The 14,029-nt window shown below is 67.7% G+C and carries 14 protein-coding genes and 4 pseudogenes; 5 read left to right on the top strand and 13 right to left on the bottom strand.

What is annotated here, in order from left to right:
• From ABZ453_RS48525 to ABZ453_RS48515, 3 genes are all read right to left on the bottom strand, one after another.
• A partial coding sequence (locus ABZ453_RS48525) for a helix-turn-helix domain-containing protein (RefSeq protein WP_359026123.1) occupies nucleotides 1-173 on the bottom strand: 173 nt, incomplete at its 3' end.
• 247 nt (nucleotides 174-420) lie between these two features.
• Nucleotides 421-1,434 carry a DDE-type integrase/transposase/recombinase gene (locus ABZ453_RS48520; protein WP_359026115.1) on the bottom strand — a complete coding sequence of 338 codons (1,014 nt, stop codon included), beginning with the start codon at nucleotides 1,432-1,434 and terminating at the stop codon, nucleotides 421-423.
• Nucleotides 1,435-1,484: 50 nt separating this feature from the next.
• Nucleotides 1,485-1,868, bottom strand: coding sequence for a hypothetical protein (locus ABZ453_RS48515; RefSeq protein WP_359026113.1), 384 nt, complete (start codon nucleotides 1,866-1,868; stop codon nucleotides 1,485-1,487).
• 134 nt (nucleotides 1,869-2,002) lie between these two features.
• Between ABZ453_RS48515 and ABZ453_RS48510 the strand changes: the two genes are divergently transcribed.
• Nucleotides 2,003-2,989 carry a TIGR04222 domain-containing membrane protein gene (locus ABZ453_RS48510; RefSeq protein ID WP_359026111.1) on the top strand — a complete coding sequence of 329 codons (987 nt, stop codon included), beginning with the start codon at nucleotides 2,003-2,005 and terminating at the stop codon, nucleotides 2,987-2,989.
• A 472-nt stretch (nucleotides 2,990-3,461) separates the two neighbouring features.
• Here the strand turns inward: ABZ453_RS48510 and ABZ453_RS48505 are convergent, their stop codons facing one another.
• Nucleotides 3,462-4,454 carry a helix-turn-helix domain-containing protein gene (locus tag ABZ453_RS48505; RefSeq protein WP_359026108.1) on the bottom strand — a complete coding sequence of 331 codons (993 nt, stop codon included), beginning with the start codon at nucleotides 4,452-4,454 and terminating at the stop codon, nucleotides 3,462-3,464.
• 239 nt (nucleotides 4,455-4,693) lie between these two features.
• Between ABZ453_RS48505 and ABZ453_RS48500 the strand changes: the two genes are divergently transcribed.
• On the top strand, nucleotides 4,694-5,743 hold the full coding sequence (locus tag ABZ453_RS48500; RefSeq protein WP_359026106.1) for a methyltransferase: 1,050 nt from the start codon (nucleotides 4,694-4,696) through the stop codon (nucleotides 5,741-5,743).
• Between the two features lie 261 nt (nucleotides 5,744-6,004).
• Here ABZ453_RS48500 and ABZ453_RS48495 read toward each other — a convergent pair.
• The 4 genes and pseudogenes from ABZ453_RS48495 to ABZ453_RS48480 form a co-directional block, all read right to left on the bottom strand.
• Nucleotides 6,005-6,233: pseudogene (locus ABZ453_RS48495) on the bottom strand (MBL fold metallo-hydrolase); the annotation flags it as partial.
• Nucleotides 6,233-6,484: pseudogene (locus tag ABZ453_RS48490) on the bottom strand (S-(hydroxymethyl)mycothiol dehydrogenase); the annotation flags it as partial. The pseudogenes ABZ453_RS48495 and ABZ453_RS48490, both read right to left, overlap by 1 nt.
• A 275-nt stretch (nucleotides 6,485-6,759) precedes the next feature.
• A complete protein-coding gene (locus ABZ453_RS48485) occupies nucleotides 6,760-7,662 on the bottom strand; it encodes an NAD-dependent epimerase/dehydratase family protein (protein WP_359026104.1) in 903 nt (300 codons plus the stop codon).
• A gap of 27 nt (nucleotides 7,663-7,689) precedes the next feature.
• Nucleotides 7,690-8,094 (bottom strand): Dabb family protein, encoded by a 405-nt coding sequence (locus ABZ453_RS48480; protein WP_359026102.1) that lies wholly within the window; start codon nucleotides 8,092-8,094, stop codon nucleotides 7,690-7,692.
• Between the two features lie 123 nt (nucleotides 8,095-8,217).
• On the opposite strand from ABZ453_RS48480, the gene ABZ453_RS48475 reads away from it, so the two are divergent.
• Nucleotides 8,218-8,835, top strand: coding sequence for a TetR/AcrR family transcriptional regulator (locus ABZ453_RS48475; RefSeq protein ID WP_359026100.1), 618 nt, complete (start codon nucleotides 8,218-8,220; stop codon nucleotides 8,833-8,835).
• Between the two features lie 112 nt (nucleotides 8,836-8,947).
• Here ABZ453_RS48475 and ABZ453_RS48470 read toward each other — a convergent pair.
• Nucleotides 8,948-9,052 (bottom strand): annotated as a pseudogene (locus ABZ453_RS48470) (IS5/IS1182 family transposase); the annotation flags it as partial.
• Nucleotides 9,053-9,377: 325 nt separating this feature from the next.
• On the opposite strand from ABZ453_RS48470, the gene ABZ453_RS48465 reads away from it, so the two are divergent.
• A complete protein-coding gene (locus ABZ453_RS48465) occupies nucleotides 9,378-10,655 on the top strand; it encodes a serine hydrolase domain-containing protein (RefSeq protein WP_359026098.1) in 1,278 nt (425 codons plus the stop codon).
• Nucleotides 10,656-10,960: 305 nt separating this feature from the next.
• On the opposite strand, the gene ABZ453_RS48460 is transcribed toward ABZ453_RS48465, so the two are convergent.
• Together ABZ453_RS48460 and ABZ453_RS48455 are read right to left on the bottom strand one after the other, a co-directional pair.
• Nucleotides 10,961-11,605, bottom strand: a complete 645-nt coding sequence (locus tag ABZ453_RS48460; protein ID WP_359026121.1) for an EthD family reductase — start codon at nucleotides 11,603-11,605, stop codon at nucleotides 10,961-10,963.
• 198 nt (nucleotides 11,606-11,803) lie between these two features.
• A complete protein-coding gene (locus ABZ453_RS48455) occupies nucleotides 11,804-12,364 on the bottom strand; it encodes an SDR family NAD(P)-dependent oxidoreductase (RefSeq protein ID WP_359026119.1) in 561 nt (186 codons plus the stop codon).
• A 253-nt stretch (nucleotides 12,365-12,617) separates the two neighbouring features.
• Between ABZ453_RS48455 and ABZ453_RS48450 the strand changes: the two genes are divergently transcribed.
• The gene (locus ABZ453_RS48450; RefSeq protein WP_359026096.1) at nucleotides 12,618-12,869 is read left to right on the top strand and encodes a hypothetical protein; all 252 of its coding nucleotides are present in this window, start codon (nucleotides 12,618-12,620) and stop codon (nucleotides 12,867-12,869) included.
• A 180-nt stretch (nucleotides 12,870-13,049) separates the two neighbouring features.
• On the opposite strand, the pseudogene ABZ453_RS48445 reads toward ABZ453_RS48450, so the two are convergent.
• Together ABZ453_RS48445 and ABZ453_RS48440 are read right to left on the bottom strand one after the other, a co-directional pair.
• A pseudogene (locus ABZ453_RS48445) lies at nucleotides 13,050-13,670 on the bottom strand (NB-ARC domain-containing protein); the annotation flags it as partial.
• Nucleotides 13,671-13,883: 213 nt separating this feature from the next.
• On the bottom strand, nucleotides 13,884-14,029 hold a 146-nt coding region (locus ABZ453_RS48440), incomplete at its 5' end, for an integrase core domain-containing protein (protein ID WP_359026117.1).

Genomic DNA, 14,029 nt, shown 5'->3' with positions numbered 1-14,029 from the left:
GAGGACTGCACGTAGGAGATCCGGCGCTGCTCGCCGTACCAGGCCCGGGTCCGCTCCTCCAGCGCCTTGTTGTACACCAGGCGGACACAGCCGAAGGTACGCGACAGCTCCGCCGCCTGCTCGTCCGTGGGGTAGAAGCGGTACCTGAACGCCCGCTTGACCTGCCGTGGCATACCTCACACCGTATCAGATTCCGTGTGAGTCCTAGGTATCGGCCGGCTGTCGGCGAACGCCGGTTCGCCCTGGCGGCGAACCGGCTCTTCCTGCCCTGCTCCGCAGGAGCTTCGTTTCCTCCCCCGGCTGAAGCCGGGGTATCCACGAAGGAGAGACCCGATGAAGATCAACGTACGCGTCCACAACAGTGATGGACATCCTGCTTCGCAATGTCGACAACCGCGAGACTGGGACCTGGCCCACGAGCTACCGGACGTCGCAGGCACCCATGCCACCGCCTCCCACCTCTGCGCTCTTCCAGGGACTGTTTCTCGGTTCTCCCTGCACTGGGTGGTGTGGCGGTCCGCCAGCAGGATCGCGCACCGTGCGCCGAGCAGCTGCTGGATGGCGAAGACGGATGATCGGGTGGCCTGAGGGGATTTGATCCTCGGGCCGCCCGAACATCTCAGTAGGTGTAGATGCTGTGTACGCCACCGGCCATGACCGTGCAGACGCCTCCGTTACCCAGGCCTTCCCGCACCCAGATGTCTCGCACACTTGAGGCGAAGGAGTAGTTGGCCACCTTCGTTGAGCCGGCAGTGCCGCCGTTGTAGACCCACTCGTCGCCTCGCTGTAGGGGTTGTCGTTGGAGACCTTCGGCCGGGAGTGCGACCTTGTCACCCCGAGATCGATCAGCAGCTGGGAGACCTTCTTGCTCGTCATCGAGGTGCCGCGGTCCGCGTGCACGGTCTCGGGCACGATGCCGTTGCGGGTGATGGTCTCGCGGATCAGCTCCTCGGCCCGCTCGGCCGATTCGGCCGCCTCGACGGTGTGGCCGACGATGTATCGGCTGAAGATGTCGATGATGACGTAGGCGTGGTACCAGATGCCCTTGGCCGGTCCGGCCGCCTTGGTGATGTCCCAGGTGAACACTTGCGACGGGCCGGTGGCCACCAGCTCGGGCACCGTCCGGGCGGGATGGGTGGCCTGTCTTCGGCGCTCGCCGGACTGGCCCTTCTCGCGCAGGATCCGGTACATCGTCGACACCGAGCAGTGGTAGCGCCCGGCGTCCAGCTCGCGGGCCCAGATCTGGGCGGGCGGGAGTTCGGCGTACTCGTCGCAGTTCATCAGCTCCAGTACCGCAGCGCGCTCTTCGGCCGTCAGAGCCGAGGGCTGGACCTGCGGTTTCCTGGGCTCTCGCTCCCGTGACGGCTGCAGCCTGCGGTAGTGGGTGGCCCGCGAGCGGCCGGTCAGCCGGCACGCGGCGGTGATGCCCAGCACGTCCTCGACGCCGGCAAAGGCATCGTCGGTGACCGGGGCGGCGGCGCGCGTCAGTCCGCGCCCTCGGAGATCATTTCCAAGAGCGCGGAAGCTTTTCCCATGACCTCCAACGCCGCCTTGTTCCGCGCCAGTTCCTTCTCCAGACGCTCCACCTGACGGCGCAGTTTCTCGTTCTCCGCCTCGGCAGCAGACTTCTTCGGCCTCGCCGGGCTGGTGCGCTTGTCGACCAGCTTCTCCAGGGCCCCGGCATCCCGCGCAGCCCGCCACTCCTTCACATGCGAGTGGTACAGGCGCTCGCGGCGCAGGATCGCGCCCTTTTCGTTCTTGGGCGCGGCGTCGTACTCGGCCACGATCCGCAGCTTGTACTCGGGGCTGAAAGTGCGGCGCTTCGGCCGGGGAGCCGGGTCGGATCCGGCGGGGGTGGTGCTGGTCATGAGGGGTGGTTCTCCTGTCGTGCCCTCTCAGGCTAACCCGCCGAAGCGGGGCGTCTCACCCAAGGCTGACAGAGAGGGTACTCCCCGGCTTGGCGTCCTTTCGCGCCGCCCAGGCGTGAACCGCTCCGGGATCGGTGGAGGCCCCGGACTGTTCCGGAGCGGTTCACTACGTACGGGATTACGTGGTTTCCCTGAAGCGTCCCGCTTGGTCGCCTGCCACCCTTGTTCCGTCCCGACTGTCGTGTGGAGGTGACTTGGAACAACCGTGGGGGTTGAGTGGTCCGCAGTTCCTGGGCGTGTACGGCATCGCTTTGGGCGTGTCGATACTGGTGGCCGCCCTTGTGCGGCTCTTGGTCCGAGGGCGCCGGTCAAGGCCTGTGGGGCCGGTGGACGTGTATACGTACGCCAGGGTGTGCCAGTGCGAGGCGGGTGTGGTGGACACGGCGGTGTACGCCCTGATCGACAGCGGGCGCCTGCGTGTTGACGGGGACCACAGGATCAGCGTCTGCGGTCAGGCGCCCGAGGAACCCGTCCAGGCCTCGGTGCTCGAAGTGTTCGGCACAGACGAGCGTCTCACCCTGGCAGAGGTGCGCCGACGGGCGTCGAAGGCGCAGCCGGTACGCCGCACACGTCTCGTCGCCATCGCCGACGGCGTACGGCTGACGCGTGGTCGCTCCCTGGCCTCGCGGCTTGTTCTTTTGCTGCCCATGGCCGTCCTCGGAGTCGGCATCGCCCGCTTGGTCAACGGCGTCCGGCTGGGGCGGCCGGTCGGCTTCCTGGTCCTGTGCCTTCTGCTGACCCCGGTGCTGATCCTCGTGGCGGTGCCGTTCCACGACGAGACCACCCGGGCCTCGGAGCGCTTGAGCCGGGCCAGCTGGGATATGAGGCAGGAGCCACGAAAGTACGTACGCCGCGTCTACGGCGCCACTGCGATCGCGGTGTCTGAATCTGTCATGCACTTCGCCCGCGCAGGCGGATGGGGACTCGAGGACGCGTCACTGCGCGAGGCACTGTTCGGGCCGACCGTATCGACCTCCCACTCGTCTTCCGGCGGAGACGGTGGAGGCGGTGGCGGTGGCTGCGGTGGAGGGGGTGGCTGCGGTGGCGGATGCGGAGGATGAGCGGTGTGCATCGTGAAGTCGCAGGTTACGGGTCTGGTGTGAATGGCGAGTTGGGTACTCGTGCGGGCCGGCGGCCGATGGCCACGGCGTAGATCATCGGGCAGGTCCGGCTCCGCTGGGATGCCGGGATTCGGTGTGTCCATGACCGGCCCCGGCTGCAATCGGTCAGCAGGTCAGCACGCCGTGAGAACGCGGGAGGGCGCTGGGGATGCAGGGACGGCAGTGGATCACCGGTCGCCGGAGCAAACAGGACGCCTCAGCCCCGGAGTTGGCCAAGCAACTCAAGGGGGTTCCGGCCGGGCGGGATGAACAGGGATGAGGCAGCCGGCCGATTGAACCAGGTGAGAAGGAACTGGGACTGGACGCTTGCGACGTGGTGACGCTGCCCTACGGCGACCTTGTCACGAGGTCCTCGTCGGCGGAGCGGTCTTGAGCTGCTCGGCCATCGCCTGAAGTAACCCCGATCCGCAGATCACTTCTGCCTGCGGGCGTATTCGGCAGGTGTCTGGCCGTACTCCTTCTTGAAGGCGCGGACGAAGTGGCTGCTGTCGGCGAACTGCCAGTGTGCGGCTATCTCCGAGACGCTCGGGCGGGTACCCGGCGCTGTCAGTTCGAGACGGGACTGCTCCAGACGTCTGCGGCGGATGTACGCGGCCACCGAGTCGTCGGTCTCGGCGAAAGCCCGGTGTAACGTCCTTACGGAGACTTTGAGTTCGCGGGCCAGAGTCGCAGGGGAGAGGTCGGGGTCGGTGAGGCGGCTGTCTGCGATGTCCCTGGCCGCCTGGGCCAACGCGGGGGCCAGCAGGGGTTCGGTGTCGTCGAATGTCTGCATGAGAACCCCTTTGACCAGTTCGAGCAGGGAGTTGCGGGCCGCTCGTGCACCGGCGGGGGTCAGGTCGCCGAGCGTCGCCGCGACCATCTCGGTGTACGCCATGAGCAGTCGCAGTTCGGGCGAGTCGGCCGGGCCGACGGTCGCCCGGTCGCGGATCAGCGCACTGAGCGGCGTGGCCGGCAGGATCAATACCTTCGCGGTCGAATGCGGTGCCACTTCGAAGCGGGCCGGAGGGCCGTTGTGGCGCACGATGAACTGCCCAGCCGGTACGGCGGTCTCGCCCCGGTTGCGGGGAGAGACGAAGCGCCACTCGCCGCGTTGCATCACATGCACCAGGACCCGGTCCTCAAGGTGGTGGGAGGTGCCCCGGGTGCCGCCGGCCATCAACTCGCCGTAGATGCCCGAGATCACCGTGTCGTGCACTTTGGACGCACGGACCCGGATCCGGAACTCACCCGATCCGACCGGCTCCCACGGCGGAAGCGGGAGCGCCTCTCCGATCTGCGCTTCCCACGCACGCCGGAAGACGTCGAAGCCGTTTCCCGCGATGGTCGGGGCCGTCGTGTCGACGAAGAACTTCCTTCCCGGTGCCGGTCCCTCGGGCTGAGGTTCGGTGTGTTCCGTGTCGCTCATCTCAACGCCCCGCCTCGTCCTGCCGACGACTGCCGCATTCTTGCGGCCTGATTCCAGCACGGCCCGCATCGCCTGGCACCGACGTTCCATCAGAGTGGCGCTGTCGTACAAGCGCACGCCGCCGCGGTCTCCCTAGGGTGAGCAATGCGGACAACGATGTCGCATCGCGCCGAGACAGAGACTGCGCGCTTGCTTCCATGCTTCCGCCTCATGGTGAGTACTGAAGGGTTCTAGCTGTCATGTCTGACACCAATCTCGGCACCGACGTTCCGTCGAGCAACCCCGGTGCCGATGCCGCCGCTGTCTTCGACCTGCTGATCGGCCTCGTCCGCGCACAGGTGCTGAGGGGCATCGCGGCGCTGCACATCGCCGACCACCTCTCCGAGGGAGCGATGACGGCCGAGGAGGTGGCCGAGCACGAGGGCAGTCATCCGCAGGCCACGTACCGTCTGATGCGCGCGGCCTCCTCGATCGGCCTGCTGAGCCACGAGGGGGACCGTCGCTTCGGTCTCACCGGACGGGGCGGCCTGCTGCGTTCCGGGGTCCCCGGCTCCATGCGCTCCCTGGTATTGGCCCAGACCGGCCAGGCGCTCTGGCAATCCTGGGCGACCTTCTCCGACGCCGTGCGGGAGGGCAAGACCCAGACCAAGAAGGCGCTGGGGATGGAGATCTTCGAGTACTACGCCAAGCCGGAGAACGCCGCGGAAGCGGCCCTCTTCGCCCAGGCGATGGGAGACCTGTCGGGCCTGGTGACGCAGGGAGCCGTGGCCGCCGTATCCACCGCGGGTGTGTCCACCGTCGTCGACGTCGGCGGTTCGAACGGTGATTTTGTGCTGGCGCTGCTGGAGGCCGACCCAGGCCTGAACGGGCAGGTCCTCGACCTGCCGCACGTCGTCGAGGCTGCCCGTGGCGAGGCCGAAAAGCGCGGCCTGTCCGGCCGTTTCTCTGCAGTGGGCGGCGACTTCTTCGTGGAGGTTCCCCCGGCCGACCTCTACCTGGTGAAGACGATCTTGCACGACTGGGACGACGACCAGTGCACGACCATCCTGCGCAACTGCCGGTCCGCCGTACACGAGGGAGGACGCGCGCTGGTCGTCGAGATGGTCGTCGGAGAGATCGGCAAGCCCGACCTGGCCACCCTGTCGGACATGGCCATGCTCACCACGACGAACGGCATGGAACGCGACCTGGCCGAGTTCGACGCTCTGTTCGCGGCCTCGGGATGGCGCCGCTCGAAGACGTACCCCGTGGGCAATGGCTACTTCGGCCTGGAGCTCGTCACCGTCTGATCCAGCCAACGACTCGATTGCCGAGACCCTCCCCCCGTCCGTCCCCCCTTTTTCGTACCACGACTTCACCGCGCCGAGGAACCCGGACAGGACCGTGAGTCGGCCGGAGGGGGGAGGGGCTGGAGGGCATCGTTGAGGCGGTTAAGGAGGTCTCGGCGGGAACCTGGACCGCCGCTTCCACGGACAGCAGGTAGCGAGCTGCTTAAGGCTCCTGCTCCGGTCGAAGTGGCGGCAACCGGTGCTGGTCCGCGCGGTGCGCGGTTCACCCAGGCTCACGGCGATGAGATCGTTGTGGGCATGGGTACACGCGACGGCGGTCAGACGGTGGTCTCCGACGGCACGAGCGACCCTCCGCGTCGTGGGCGGCGTCGAGGGCGACCGCCTCGTGGTCGTCGCCGACGATCCAGACGTTGTTGTCGACGTTCCAGGTGCCGCCGTCCAGACTGAAGGTGCCCGAGGTGATGACGTGCTCGATGCGGACGCCTGTCATCACAGCATCACCACCGAACGCAGGACGTCACTCCGGTGCATATGGGCGAAGGCGTCCTCGACCTCGTCCAGGGCGATCGTCTCGGTGACGAAGGCGTCCAGGGCCAGGCGGCCCCAGAGGTCGATGAGCATCGGGAAGTCGCGGGAGGGCAGGCAGTCGCCGTACCAGCAGGACCTCAGGGCTCCGCCACGGCCGAAGACGTCCAGCAGCGGCAGCTCGAGCGTCATCTCCCGGGTGAGCACCTCGACCAGACGGCCTCCCGGGGCCGAGGACACCGCCGCGTCGCCGTCGTCCGACACGTCCTCGACGACCAGCGCCGAAAGCCCCGAAAAGACTGTTGTCATAAGGGAGTTGATATCCATCACGAGATCATGACCGAGGGCGATGGCTGCTCGGCGTCACCACTGGCTACGGGCCAGAGCCGAAGACCGTACAGACCCTGACGTGACTGACCGACTTCGAGAGGCAGCTACCTGGTGTCGGCGGCCAGGTCGTTGGCCTGCCGGTGTGGCGGTGGGAGTTCAGTTCAGCTGACCTCGTTTCGGACGGCGGTGTCGAGGTCGGTTGCGGTCAGGCGGAAGGTCTCGGCCGTTTCCGTCGCGTCCATGTGGAACGGCGCGTACCACTGGTAGTCCATCTCGGCCATCTCGCGGGCGATGGGCACGATCAGCCCGGCCGCACGCGTCACCAAGCGCGGTATCTGCATCAGTTTGATCGGTGGCCGGCCCGCTGCGGCGGCGTAGCGCCGCGCCAGCTCGCGGATGGTGACGGCCGGCGGGGACGGGACGTGCCAGGCCCGGCCCCACGCGCGTTCTTCCGAGGCCAGCGTGATGAGGGCCTGCGCCATGCCGCCGTTGAAGGTGAAGGTGTGCGGCATGTCCAGGTGGCCGGGGATCCAGGCCACGCTCTCCTTCTTGAGGGCAGGCTCGATGAGGAGGGAGTAGACGCCGTTGGCGCCCTTGCCGATGAAGTCGGAGCCGCGGACCTCGACGGTGCGGATGTTGGCGGCGAGGGTCTGTTCCCACATGCGTCTGCGCAGACGGCCCTTGTGCCCGACGGCGGCCATGGGAGTCTGTTCGTTCATCCGGCCACCGGGCTGCGGGCCGTAGGCGTACAGGCTGCCGGTCAGCGCGAGGACGGCGTCGTTCGCCTCGGCGGCGGCGATGACCGCCGTCTGCAGGGGCGGCAACAGGCGCTCCCACATCGTGTACGAGGGTGGATTGGCGCAGTGATAGATCACTTCCGCGCCGCGGGACAGCTCGGTCAGGCGGGAGGGGTCGGACGCGTCCGCGGCGACCCGTTCGATCAGCCGGTGCTCGGGGCCGGAGCCGCTGCGGGTGATGATCCGGACGCTCCGGCCGCGTTCGGCGAGCAGACGGGCGACGTTCGTACCGATGGAACCGGCGCCGATGACGACGTGCTTACCCATGACGTTTCTCCTTCTCCGGGTTCTCGATCAGGCGTCCACGCCGGAACCGATGTAGGTGGGCACGTCGGCGAGCATTCCGGCGATCTGCGGGTTGAGCTCGTTGCGGCGCCGGTGCAGTTGCTGGATCTTGGCGTCCAGGTCGGGGTCGTCGTCGTCACTGACGTCGAAGATCTCCAGCCGTTCGACCAGGTTCAGTCCCAGGTGGTCGGTCTGGTAGGTGGTCGGGTGCGTCAGGTAGGCGAACAGCCCGTCGAGGTTCTCGACGACGAACACCGCGCTGTAGGTGTAGTCGCCGCCGTGGTCGCGGCCGACGATGAAGGACTTGATGGCGGGGTTCGACCGGCCCTGGTTGCGCCAGCTCTCCAGCGCCGTCTCGATCTGCTCGGGCGTCGCGGTGGCTTTCATCGTGACCCGGTTGATGTGGTGAATCATGACCTGTCCCACATTCCTAACGCTGTTAGATTTCTTAACGACGTTAACTATGGTGTGCGTTTTCGGCGCGGTCAAGGGCGGTGACTAGTGTTCGAGGACACCATCGAAGCGAAGTGACGGACCATGTCGACCAGCACGAGACGAGCCCGCGAACGGGCGAACACCCGCGAGCGGATCATCGAGGCCGCGCTGCACGTCCTCGAGACCGAGGGCGTCGCGGCCCTGACGATCCGGCGCATCGCCACCGACGTCGAATATTCCGCACCCGTCGTCTACCAGTACTTCGCCAACAAGGACGCGCTCGTACTGGAGCTGGTCGCGCACGGCCACCGCCTGATGCTGACCGAGTTTCGCCAGGCCGCACAGGAGCCCGACACGGACCGGCGCATGATGCGCATCGCGTCGCAGTACGTCCGGTTCGCCGGCAAGCATCCCCACCTCTACCAGGTCATGAACGACCCGGGGATCGACGCGGACGAACGCCGACGCGTCGCGGAACCGGCCATCGACGTCCTCAAGGAGTTGCTCACCGCCTGGTCAGCCGCACACGACGTGGTCCTGGCCGATCTGGACCAGGCCTGCGAGATCCTCTGGGGCACCCTGTACGGCATAGCGTCGCTCAGTTACCTCGGCAACGTAGGCAACGAACGCGCCCGCCGCCTCGCCGAACAGGCGCTGCGCGCGATCCTTCTCGGCTGGCGAACCGAGGCACCGGCGAACGGTGGGCCGGCGAGCAGCTAGTGTGCCCGGTGCCCGCCTCTACCCCGCGGCATCGCCACGGACCGCTCATCGCAGTCTTGGTCCGGGCCGCAGACCGTCCCGCCCCCGGACGACCAGGGAGGCAGGGCCATCGGATGCCGACGGCGTTCTCGTGCGCCGACGCGGCCGCCACGACCACCGCGATCACCAGTGCCAGAACGTCAACGGCCAGGCCGCGCTTGCGGCCCGGTACTTTTTGCCGCAACACGCCCTCACCCGATGGCGATCAGCGTGCATGGTGAAGACGACATCCGCTCGGCCACCGTGGGCGGCGATCTGGCATTCGTTGCCGAAGGGCACGTAACGACATGCAGCAGTGCGGGCTCTGTTGCCTGAGGTCGATCGCGCGGACCGGTTGCCCGGCCGTGCTGGACGATGGTCTCGAAATCGCGGTCGTTGTGGAGCACGGTGGGTCCGATCGCCATCTGGGGTGGGCCGTGCGATGTCGATGCAACTATCGAGTCATGTACAGCAGGCTGTACCGGGCTGGGACCCCAGGCGGTCCATGGGATAGTCCAGCTGCTGTGATCGTCTACGAGGTCCGACGTTTCTACGGTGGTGTTCATCGAGTCGCAGAGCATGCTGCGCAGCCCACTACCAAGGAGCACACATTGAGGCCCGCAAAGAGGATCAGCACCGCCGCCCTGATTGCCGCGATCGGCGCATCCATCCTCACCGTTCCCCAGGCAGCGGCTATGGACTCGGCGCATAGCAGCAGGAGCGCCGAACACCGGCACAGCAGCCTTCAGGAGAGCGTGGACGCGATCGCGGCCACGGGTCCCATCGGAGTCCTCGCTCAGTCGACATCCCACCACCGCAAGCGCTACGCCACGGCAGGCACAGCCGACATCGCCACGGGCCAGGCAGTGCACCCCAACGACCGTTTCCGCATTGCGAGTTCCACCAAGACTTTCGTTGCGACCGTGATACTCCAGTTGGTCGGCGAGGGGCGGCTGTCACTGGATGACACCGTCGATCGGTGGCTCCCCGGTGTCGTGTCTGGAAATGGCAACAACGGTGCCAACATCACGGTCCGCCAGCTGCTTCAGCACACCAGCGGCCTGTACAACTACACGGCCGACATCCCGATGCTTGCCAGCGTGGACGGATTCCAGAACAACCGGTACACGACGTGGACCGAAGGGCAGCTGGTCGCCATGGCGATGAACCATCATCCGGACTTCGCCCCGGGCACCAGGTGGGCATACTCCAACACCAACTACATCCTGGCCGGCATGATCGTCAGAAAGGTCACAGGCCGCAGCTGGCAGCAGGAAGTCACGGAACGCATCATCAGGCCGCTGGGCCTGCACCGTACCCTCGCCCCGACGACCGAGACTCACATTCCGGGCCGGCACTTGCACGGATATTCCAACTTCGGCGGCTCCGGCAAGACTGTCGACACAACCGAGTTCAACCCGACGGCTGCGGGGGCGGCTGGGGCAATCATCAGCACCACGGCCGACCTGACACGTTTTTACACCGCCCTCCTCGGCGGCCGACTGCTGCAGCCGGCCCAGCTTTCCGAAATGAAGACGATGGTACGTACCCCTGACCTCGATATTGTCTGGCCTGGCGCGAGCTATGGTCTCGGACTGATGCGGATACCGCTGACCTGCGGAGGTTCCTACTACAGTCACGCCGGCGACTTTCCCGGGTACACCACCCGCGACGGCGTCACCGACGACGGTCAGAATGTTGTCGTACTGGAGACTGCCGGCGACGGCGCGACCGATCTGTCCACCGAGCAGGCCCAGAACAACCTGATCGACCGCGAACTCTGCGCTGCGCAACGGCAGTAGGAACGCGACGGCGTGGACGAACGGACCGCAGGGGGGCGTCGACGTACCTCTTGCCGGTGGTTTTGAAGCGGAAGCCGAAGAGTGCGCGCCTTCGCGTTCCGTCCGGCCGAGCTCGGCGAGCAGCTGGACTGGCGACGACGTCCCGCTATGCGGCACGCCCACGAGCGAGGAGCCGCTGGAGACCCGACCGACGCGCCGGTCGTGACCCCGCTATGCCCACCCGCCCACAAGCAGCGGGCGCGCGTCCTTCCTGCGGAGGAGATGCGGCCGCGATCAGGCCCCTCCGCAGGGAGGATGCCCCCGCCTCAGCGCAGGAACCGTTCCGAAACCGCCAGCATGGTGACGGCGTGACCGGCCCGGGCGAGGAGCTCGTCGAAGGCGGCCGGATCGGCGTCCACGCCGTCCTGGAACGCCGTCAGGGTGGGCCACCACAGCTGGCGGGCGCCGAGGAACGGTGCGCTGTCGCTGTGCACCTCCGCGCTCGGCCGGTTCACTGCGTGGCGCAGCGCGCCGATCCGCAGGTCGAGCTCGGCGTCGTCAGCTCCGGCCCAGCCGGGATCGCCGTCGAGGTGCACGAACTGCCAGAGATGGATGCTGGTCGGCCGCTCCAGCACGTCCCACTGCCGATCGGCCGCGGCGCTGGTGCCGATGGCGGGCCGCGAGACGATCACCTCCTCCTCGGTGATGAAGAAGACGACCCTCGGCAGGTCCTGGAACAACGGCTCGTCGGGGCGGATGTTGTCGACGAACAAGGGCTCGTCGACCAGTGCGGCGGCGTCCTTCGCGGAGTCGAACGAGGGCATGGCGACGCCGTCGAACTCGTCCTGGCCCGGACCGAGGCGGTCGGTGTCGAACTGGTGCGCCTGGACGTAGGTGAGCATGCCCGGGATCTGGCGGCCCAGGGTGCCGTGTGGGTGGCGCCAGTGGTCGTGGAAGCGCTGGCGGTCGATGTCGGGGCGGCGCGCGGGATGAGGGAGAGCGGATCACGGAGGGCTCCTGACTCGGTTGACTTGGTCACGGGTTGGTGATCACAGGGCGATGGGAGCGCTGGCGTGCTCGCGCCACCGACCGCCGGCTACAGCACGAGCACCGCGCCGACGTCGGCGGAGCTGCGGGGTGTCGCAGGATCGACGGGTCTCGCGAAATCGCTAGAGGCTCAAGGTCGTCGGGGGGCCGGACAGCGATGCCTTGGCGCGTCGCGCGAAGTCGTCGGCAACGACCTCGATCTCGCCGGCGGCCAGCCCGTCCAGCACGGTGGTCACGAACGCCTCGGCGCTGATCTTGGGGAAGTCCCACCCGGCGCTCATGTCGGTGTCGACCAGGCCGACGTGGGCGCCCAGGACCTGGGTGTGCTGCTTGGCGAGCTCGACACGGAAGGCGTTGTTCAGGTTCCAGGCGGCGGCCTTGCTCACCGAGTAGGCGGCGTTGCCGGGTACGGCGTACCAGGAGGCGGCTGACAGCACCGTGACGATGCCGCCGCCGCCGTTGCGGCCGAGCGTGGGGGCGAATCCGCGGGTCACCTGGAGGGTGCCGAAGACGTTGGTCTCGACGTCGCGCCGGATGGTGTCGAGGTCTCCGGTGAGCACAGGCTGCAGGGTGGCGATGCCGGCGTTGTTGACCAGCAGGTCGACGTCGGGAGCGGCATGGACTGCAGCGTCCACGCTGGTGGCGTCCGTGATGTCCAGCTCGAGCGGCACGGCTCCGTCGATGTCGATCGAGCGCGGGTCGCGTGCGGTGGCGTAGACCCGGCGGGCGCCGCGAGGCGAGCTGCCAGGCGTGGCTGTGGAAACCGGCTGCGGGCGCCTGCTCCACGGCGGCGAGCAGGGCCGAACGCTCGGCGGTGAACCAAACCTGTGCTTGTTGATGGCTTGACAACTCCTCGGCCTCGGCGCCCGGTTGGGCAGATGGCAGCGGAGCCGGGCTGGGCCGGGGTGTCAAAAGGGCGTCTGCGCGGTGGGCCGTGTGCAGGTAGTGGTCGAACAGGCGGTGCGCCGCGGCGTGCCGGATGCCGTCGCCGTCGTATCTGGCAGCCAGCTCGGCGGCGTAGGCGCGCAGCAGGTCGTGGAAGGCGTACCGGCCGACGACGGGTTGTGCGGTGAGCAGATGTCCATGCACCAGTTCGGCGAGCAGTTCACGGGCGCGGGCGGCCGGTACGCCGGCCAGGGCGGCGATGGCCGGGAGCGCGGCGTCCGGGCCGGGATGCAGGCCCAGTAATCGGAAGAGCCGGGCGGCCTGCGGACTCAGCGCCCGGTACGACCAGGAGAACACCGCCCGCACCTGGCTGCTCGCCTCCCCGCCGTCGAGGGCGTCCAGGCGCCCGTCGGCCTCGCGCAATTCCTTGGCGAGTGCCGCTAGCGGCAGATCGGGTTGAGCGGCGGCCCGGGCAGCGACGATCGCGAGTGCGAGTGGCAAGCCTGCGCATCGGCCGATGATCTTCTGTAGGGCATCGGGATCGGCCGTCACCCGATCCTTGCCCAGCCGGCGGATCAGCAGTTCTCGGGCTGCACCGGCATTGAGCATGCCGACGTTCAGCAGCTGCGCGCCTTCGGTGGCGGCCAGACCGATCAGGGATCGACGGCTGGTGATCAGCGCCAGACAGCCGGGCGAGCCGGGCAGCAGCGGACGAACTTGTTCGGCGCTGCGGGCGTTGTCCAGCACCACTAACATCCGACGCCCCGCCAGAAGACTGCGGTACAGCCCGACCTGCGCCTCCAGACCGGCCGGGATCCGGGCCGGCGGCACCCCCAGAGCGTCCAGGAACCCCAGCACCGCTTCCGCCGGGCTCATCACCGACCCGCCGGGAGCGAAGCCACGCAGATTCACGTACAACTGACCGTCAGGAAAAGATCGTTGGGCCCCCCGCGCCCAGTGCACGGCCAACGCGGTCTTGCCCACCCCTGCCGCGCCCGACACTGCTGTGATCACCACCGCTGACGGCTGGTTCGCTACTGAGGCGAGGACTTCGTCCAACTGGGCGAGCTCTTTGCCCCGACCGGTGAACCCACGCACTCCCATGGGCAGTTGGAGGGGCGCAGAGGTAGGCCGGGGAGTGTCCCTGGCCGGCGCCCCGGGCCCTGGCCGGGCGACTGTCTCTGCCCGGCCTCCGCGCAGAATCGACTCGTGGACCTTCTGCAGCTCCGAGCCGGGGTCCGTGCCCAGTTCCGCGGCGAGCCGCTTGCGGACGTTTGCGTAGGTGTCCAGTGAACCGCCCCGGGTTCGGTAGAGATCTCAGGCTGTGGTTGTGACCTGGGGTTTCGTGGATTCGGTGTAGTAGCTGGCTTCGTATTCGACGGGCGGGACGTGGCCTATCTCACCGTGGAGCCTGCGGTGGTTGTACCAGTCGACCCACTCGGCGGTGGCCAACTCGACCTGGG

Origin of the sequence: Streptomyces sp. NPDC005799 (assembly GCF_040630525.1) — a bacterium.
GTDB lineage: Bacteria > Actinomycetota > Actinomycetes > Streptomycetales > Streptomycetaceae > Streptomyces > Streptomyces griseorubiginosus_B.
This window is presented reverse-complemented; position numbering and strand designations above follow the sequence as displayed.

Coding starts and splice junctions, on each gene's coding strand:
- ABZ453_RS48475 (WP_359026100.1), top strand. CDS start 8,218: ATGTCGACCAGCACGAGACGAGCCCGCGAACGGGCGAACACCCGCGAG.
- ABZ453_RS48505 (WP_359026108.1), bottom strand. CDS start 4,454: ATGAGCGACACGGAACACACCGAACCTCAGCCCGAGGGACCGGCACCG.
- ABZ453_RS48515 (WP_359026113.1), bottom strand. CDS start 1,868: ATGACCAGCACCACCCCCGCCGGATCCGACCCGGCTCCCCGGCCGAAG.
- ABZ453_RS48500 (WP_359026106.1), top strand. CDS start 4,694: ATGTCTGACACCAATCTCGGCACCGACGTTCCGTCGAGCAACCCCGGT.
- ABZ453_RS48480 (WP_359026102.1), bottom strand. CDS start 8,094: ATGATTCACCACATCAACCGGGTCACGATGAAAGCCACCGCGACGCCC.
- ABZ453_RS48485 (WP_359026104.1), bottom strand. CDS start 7,662: ATGGGTAAGCACGTCGTCATCGGCGCCGGTTCCATCGGTACGAACGTC.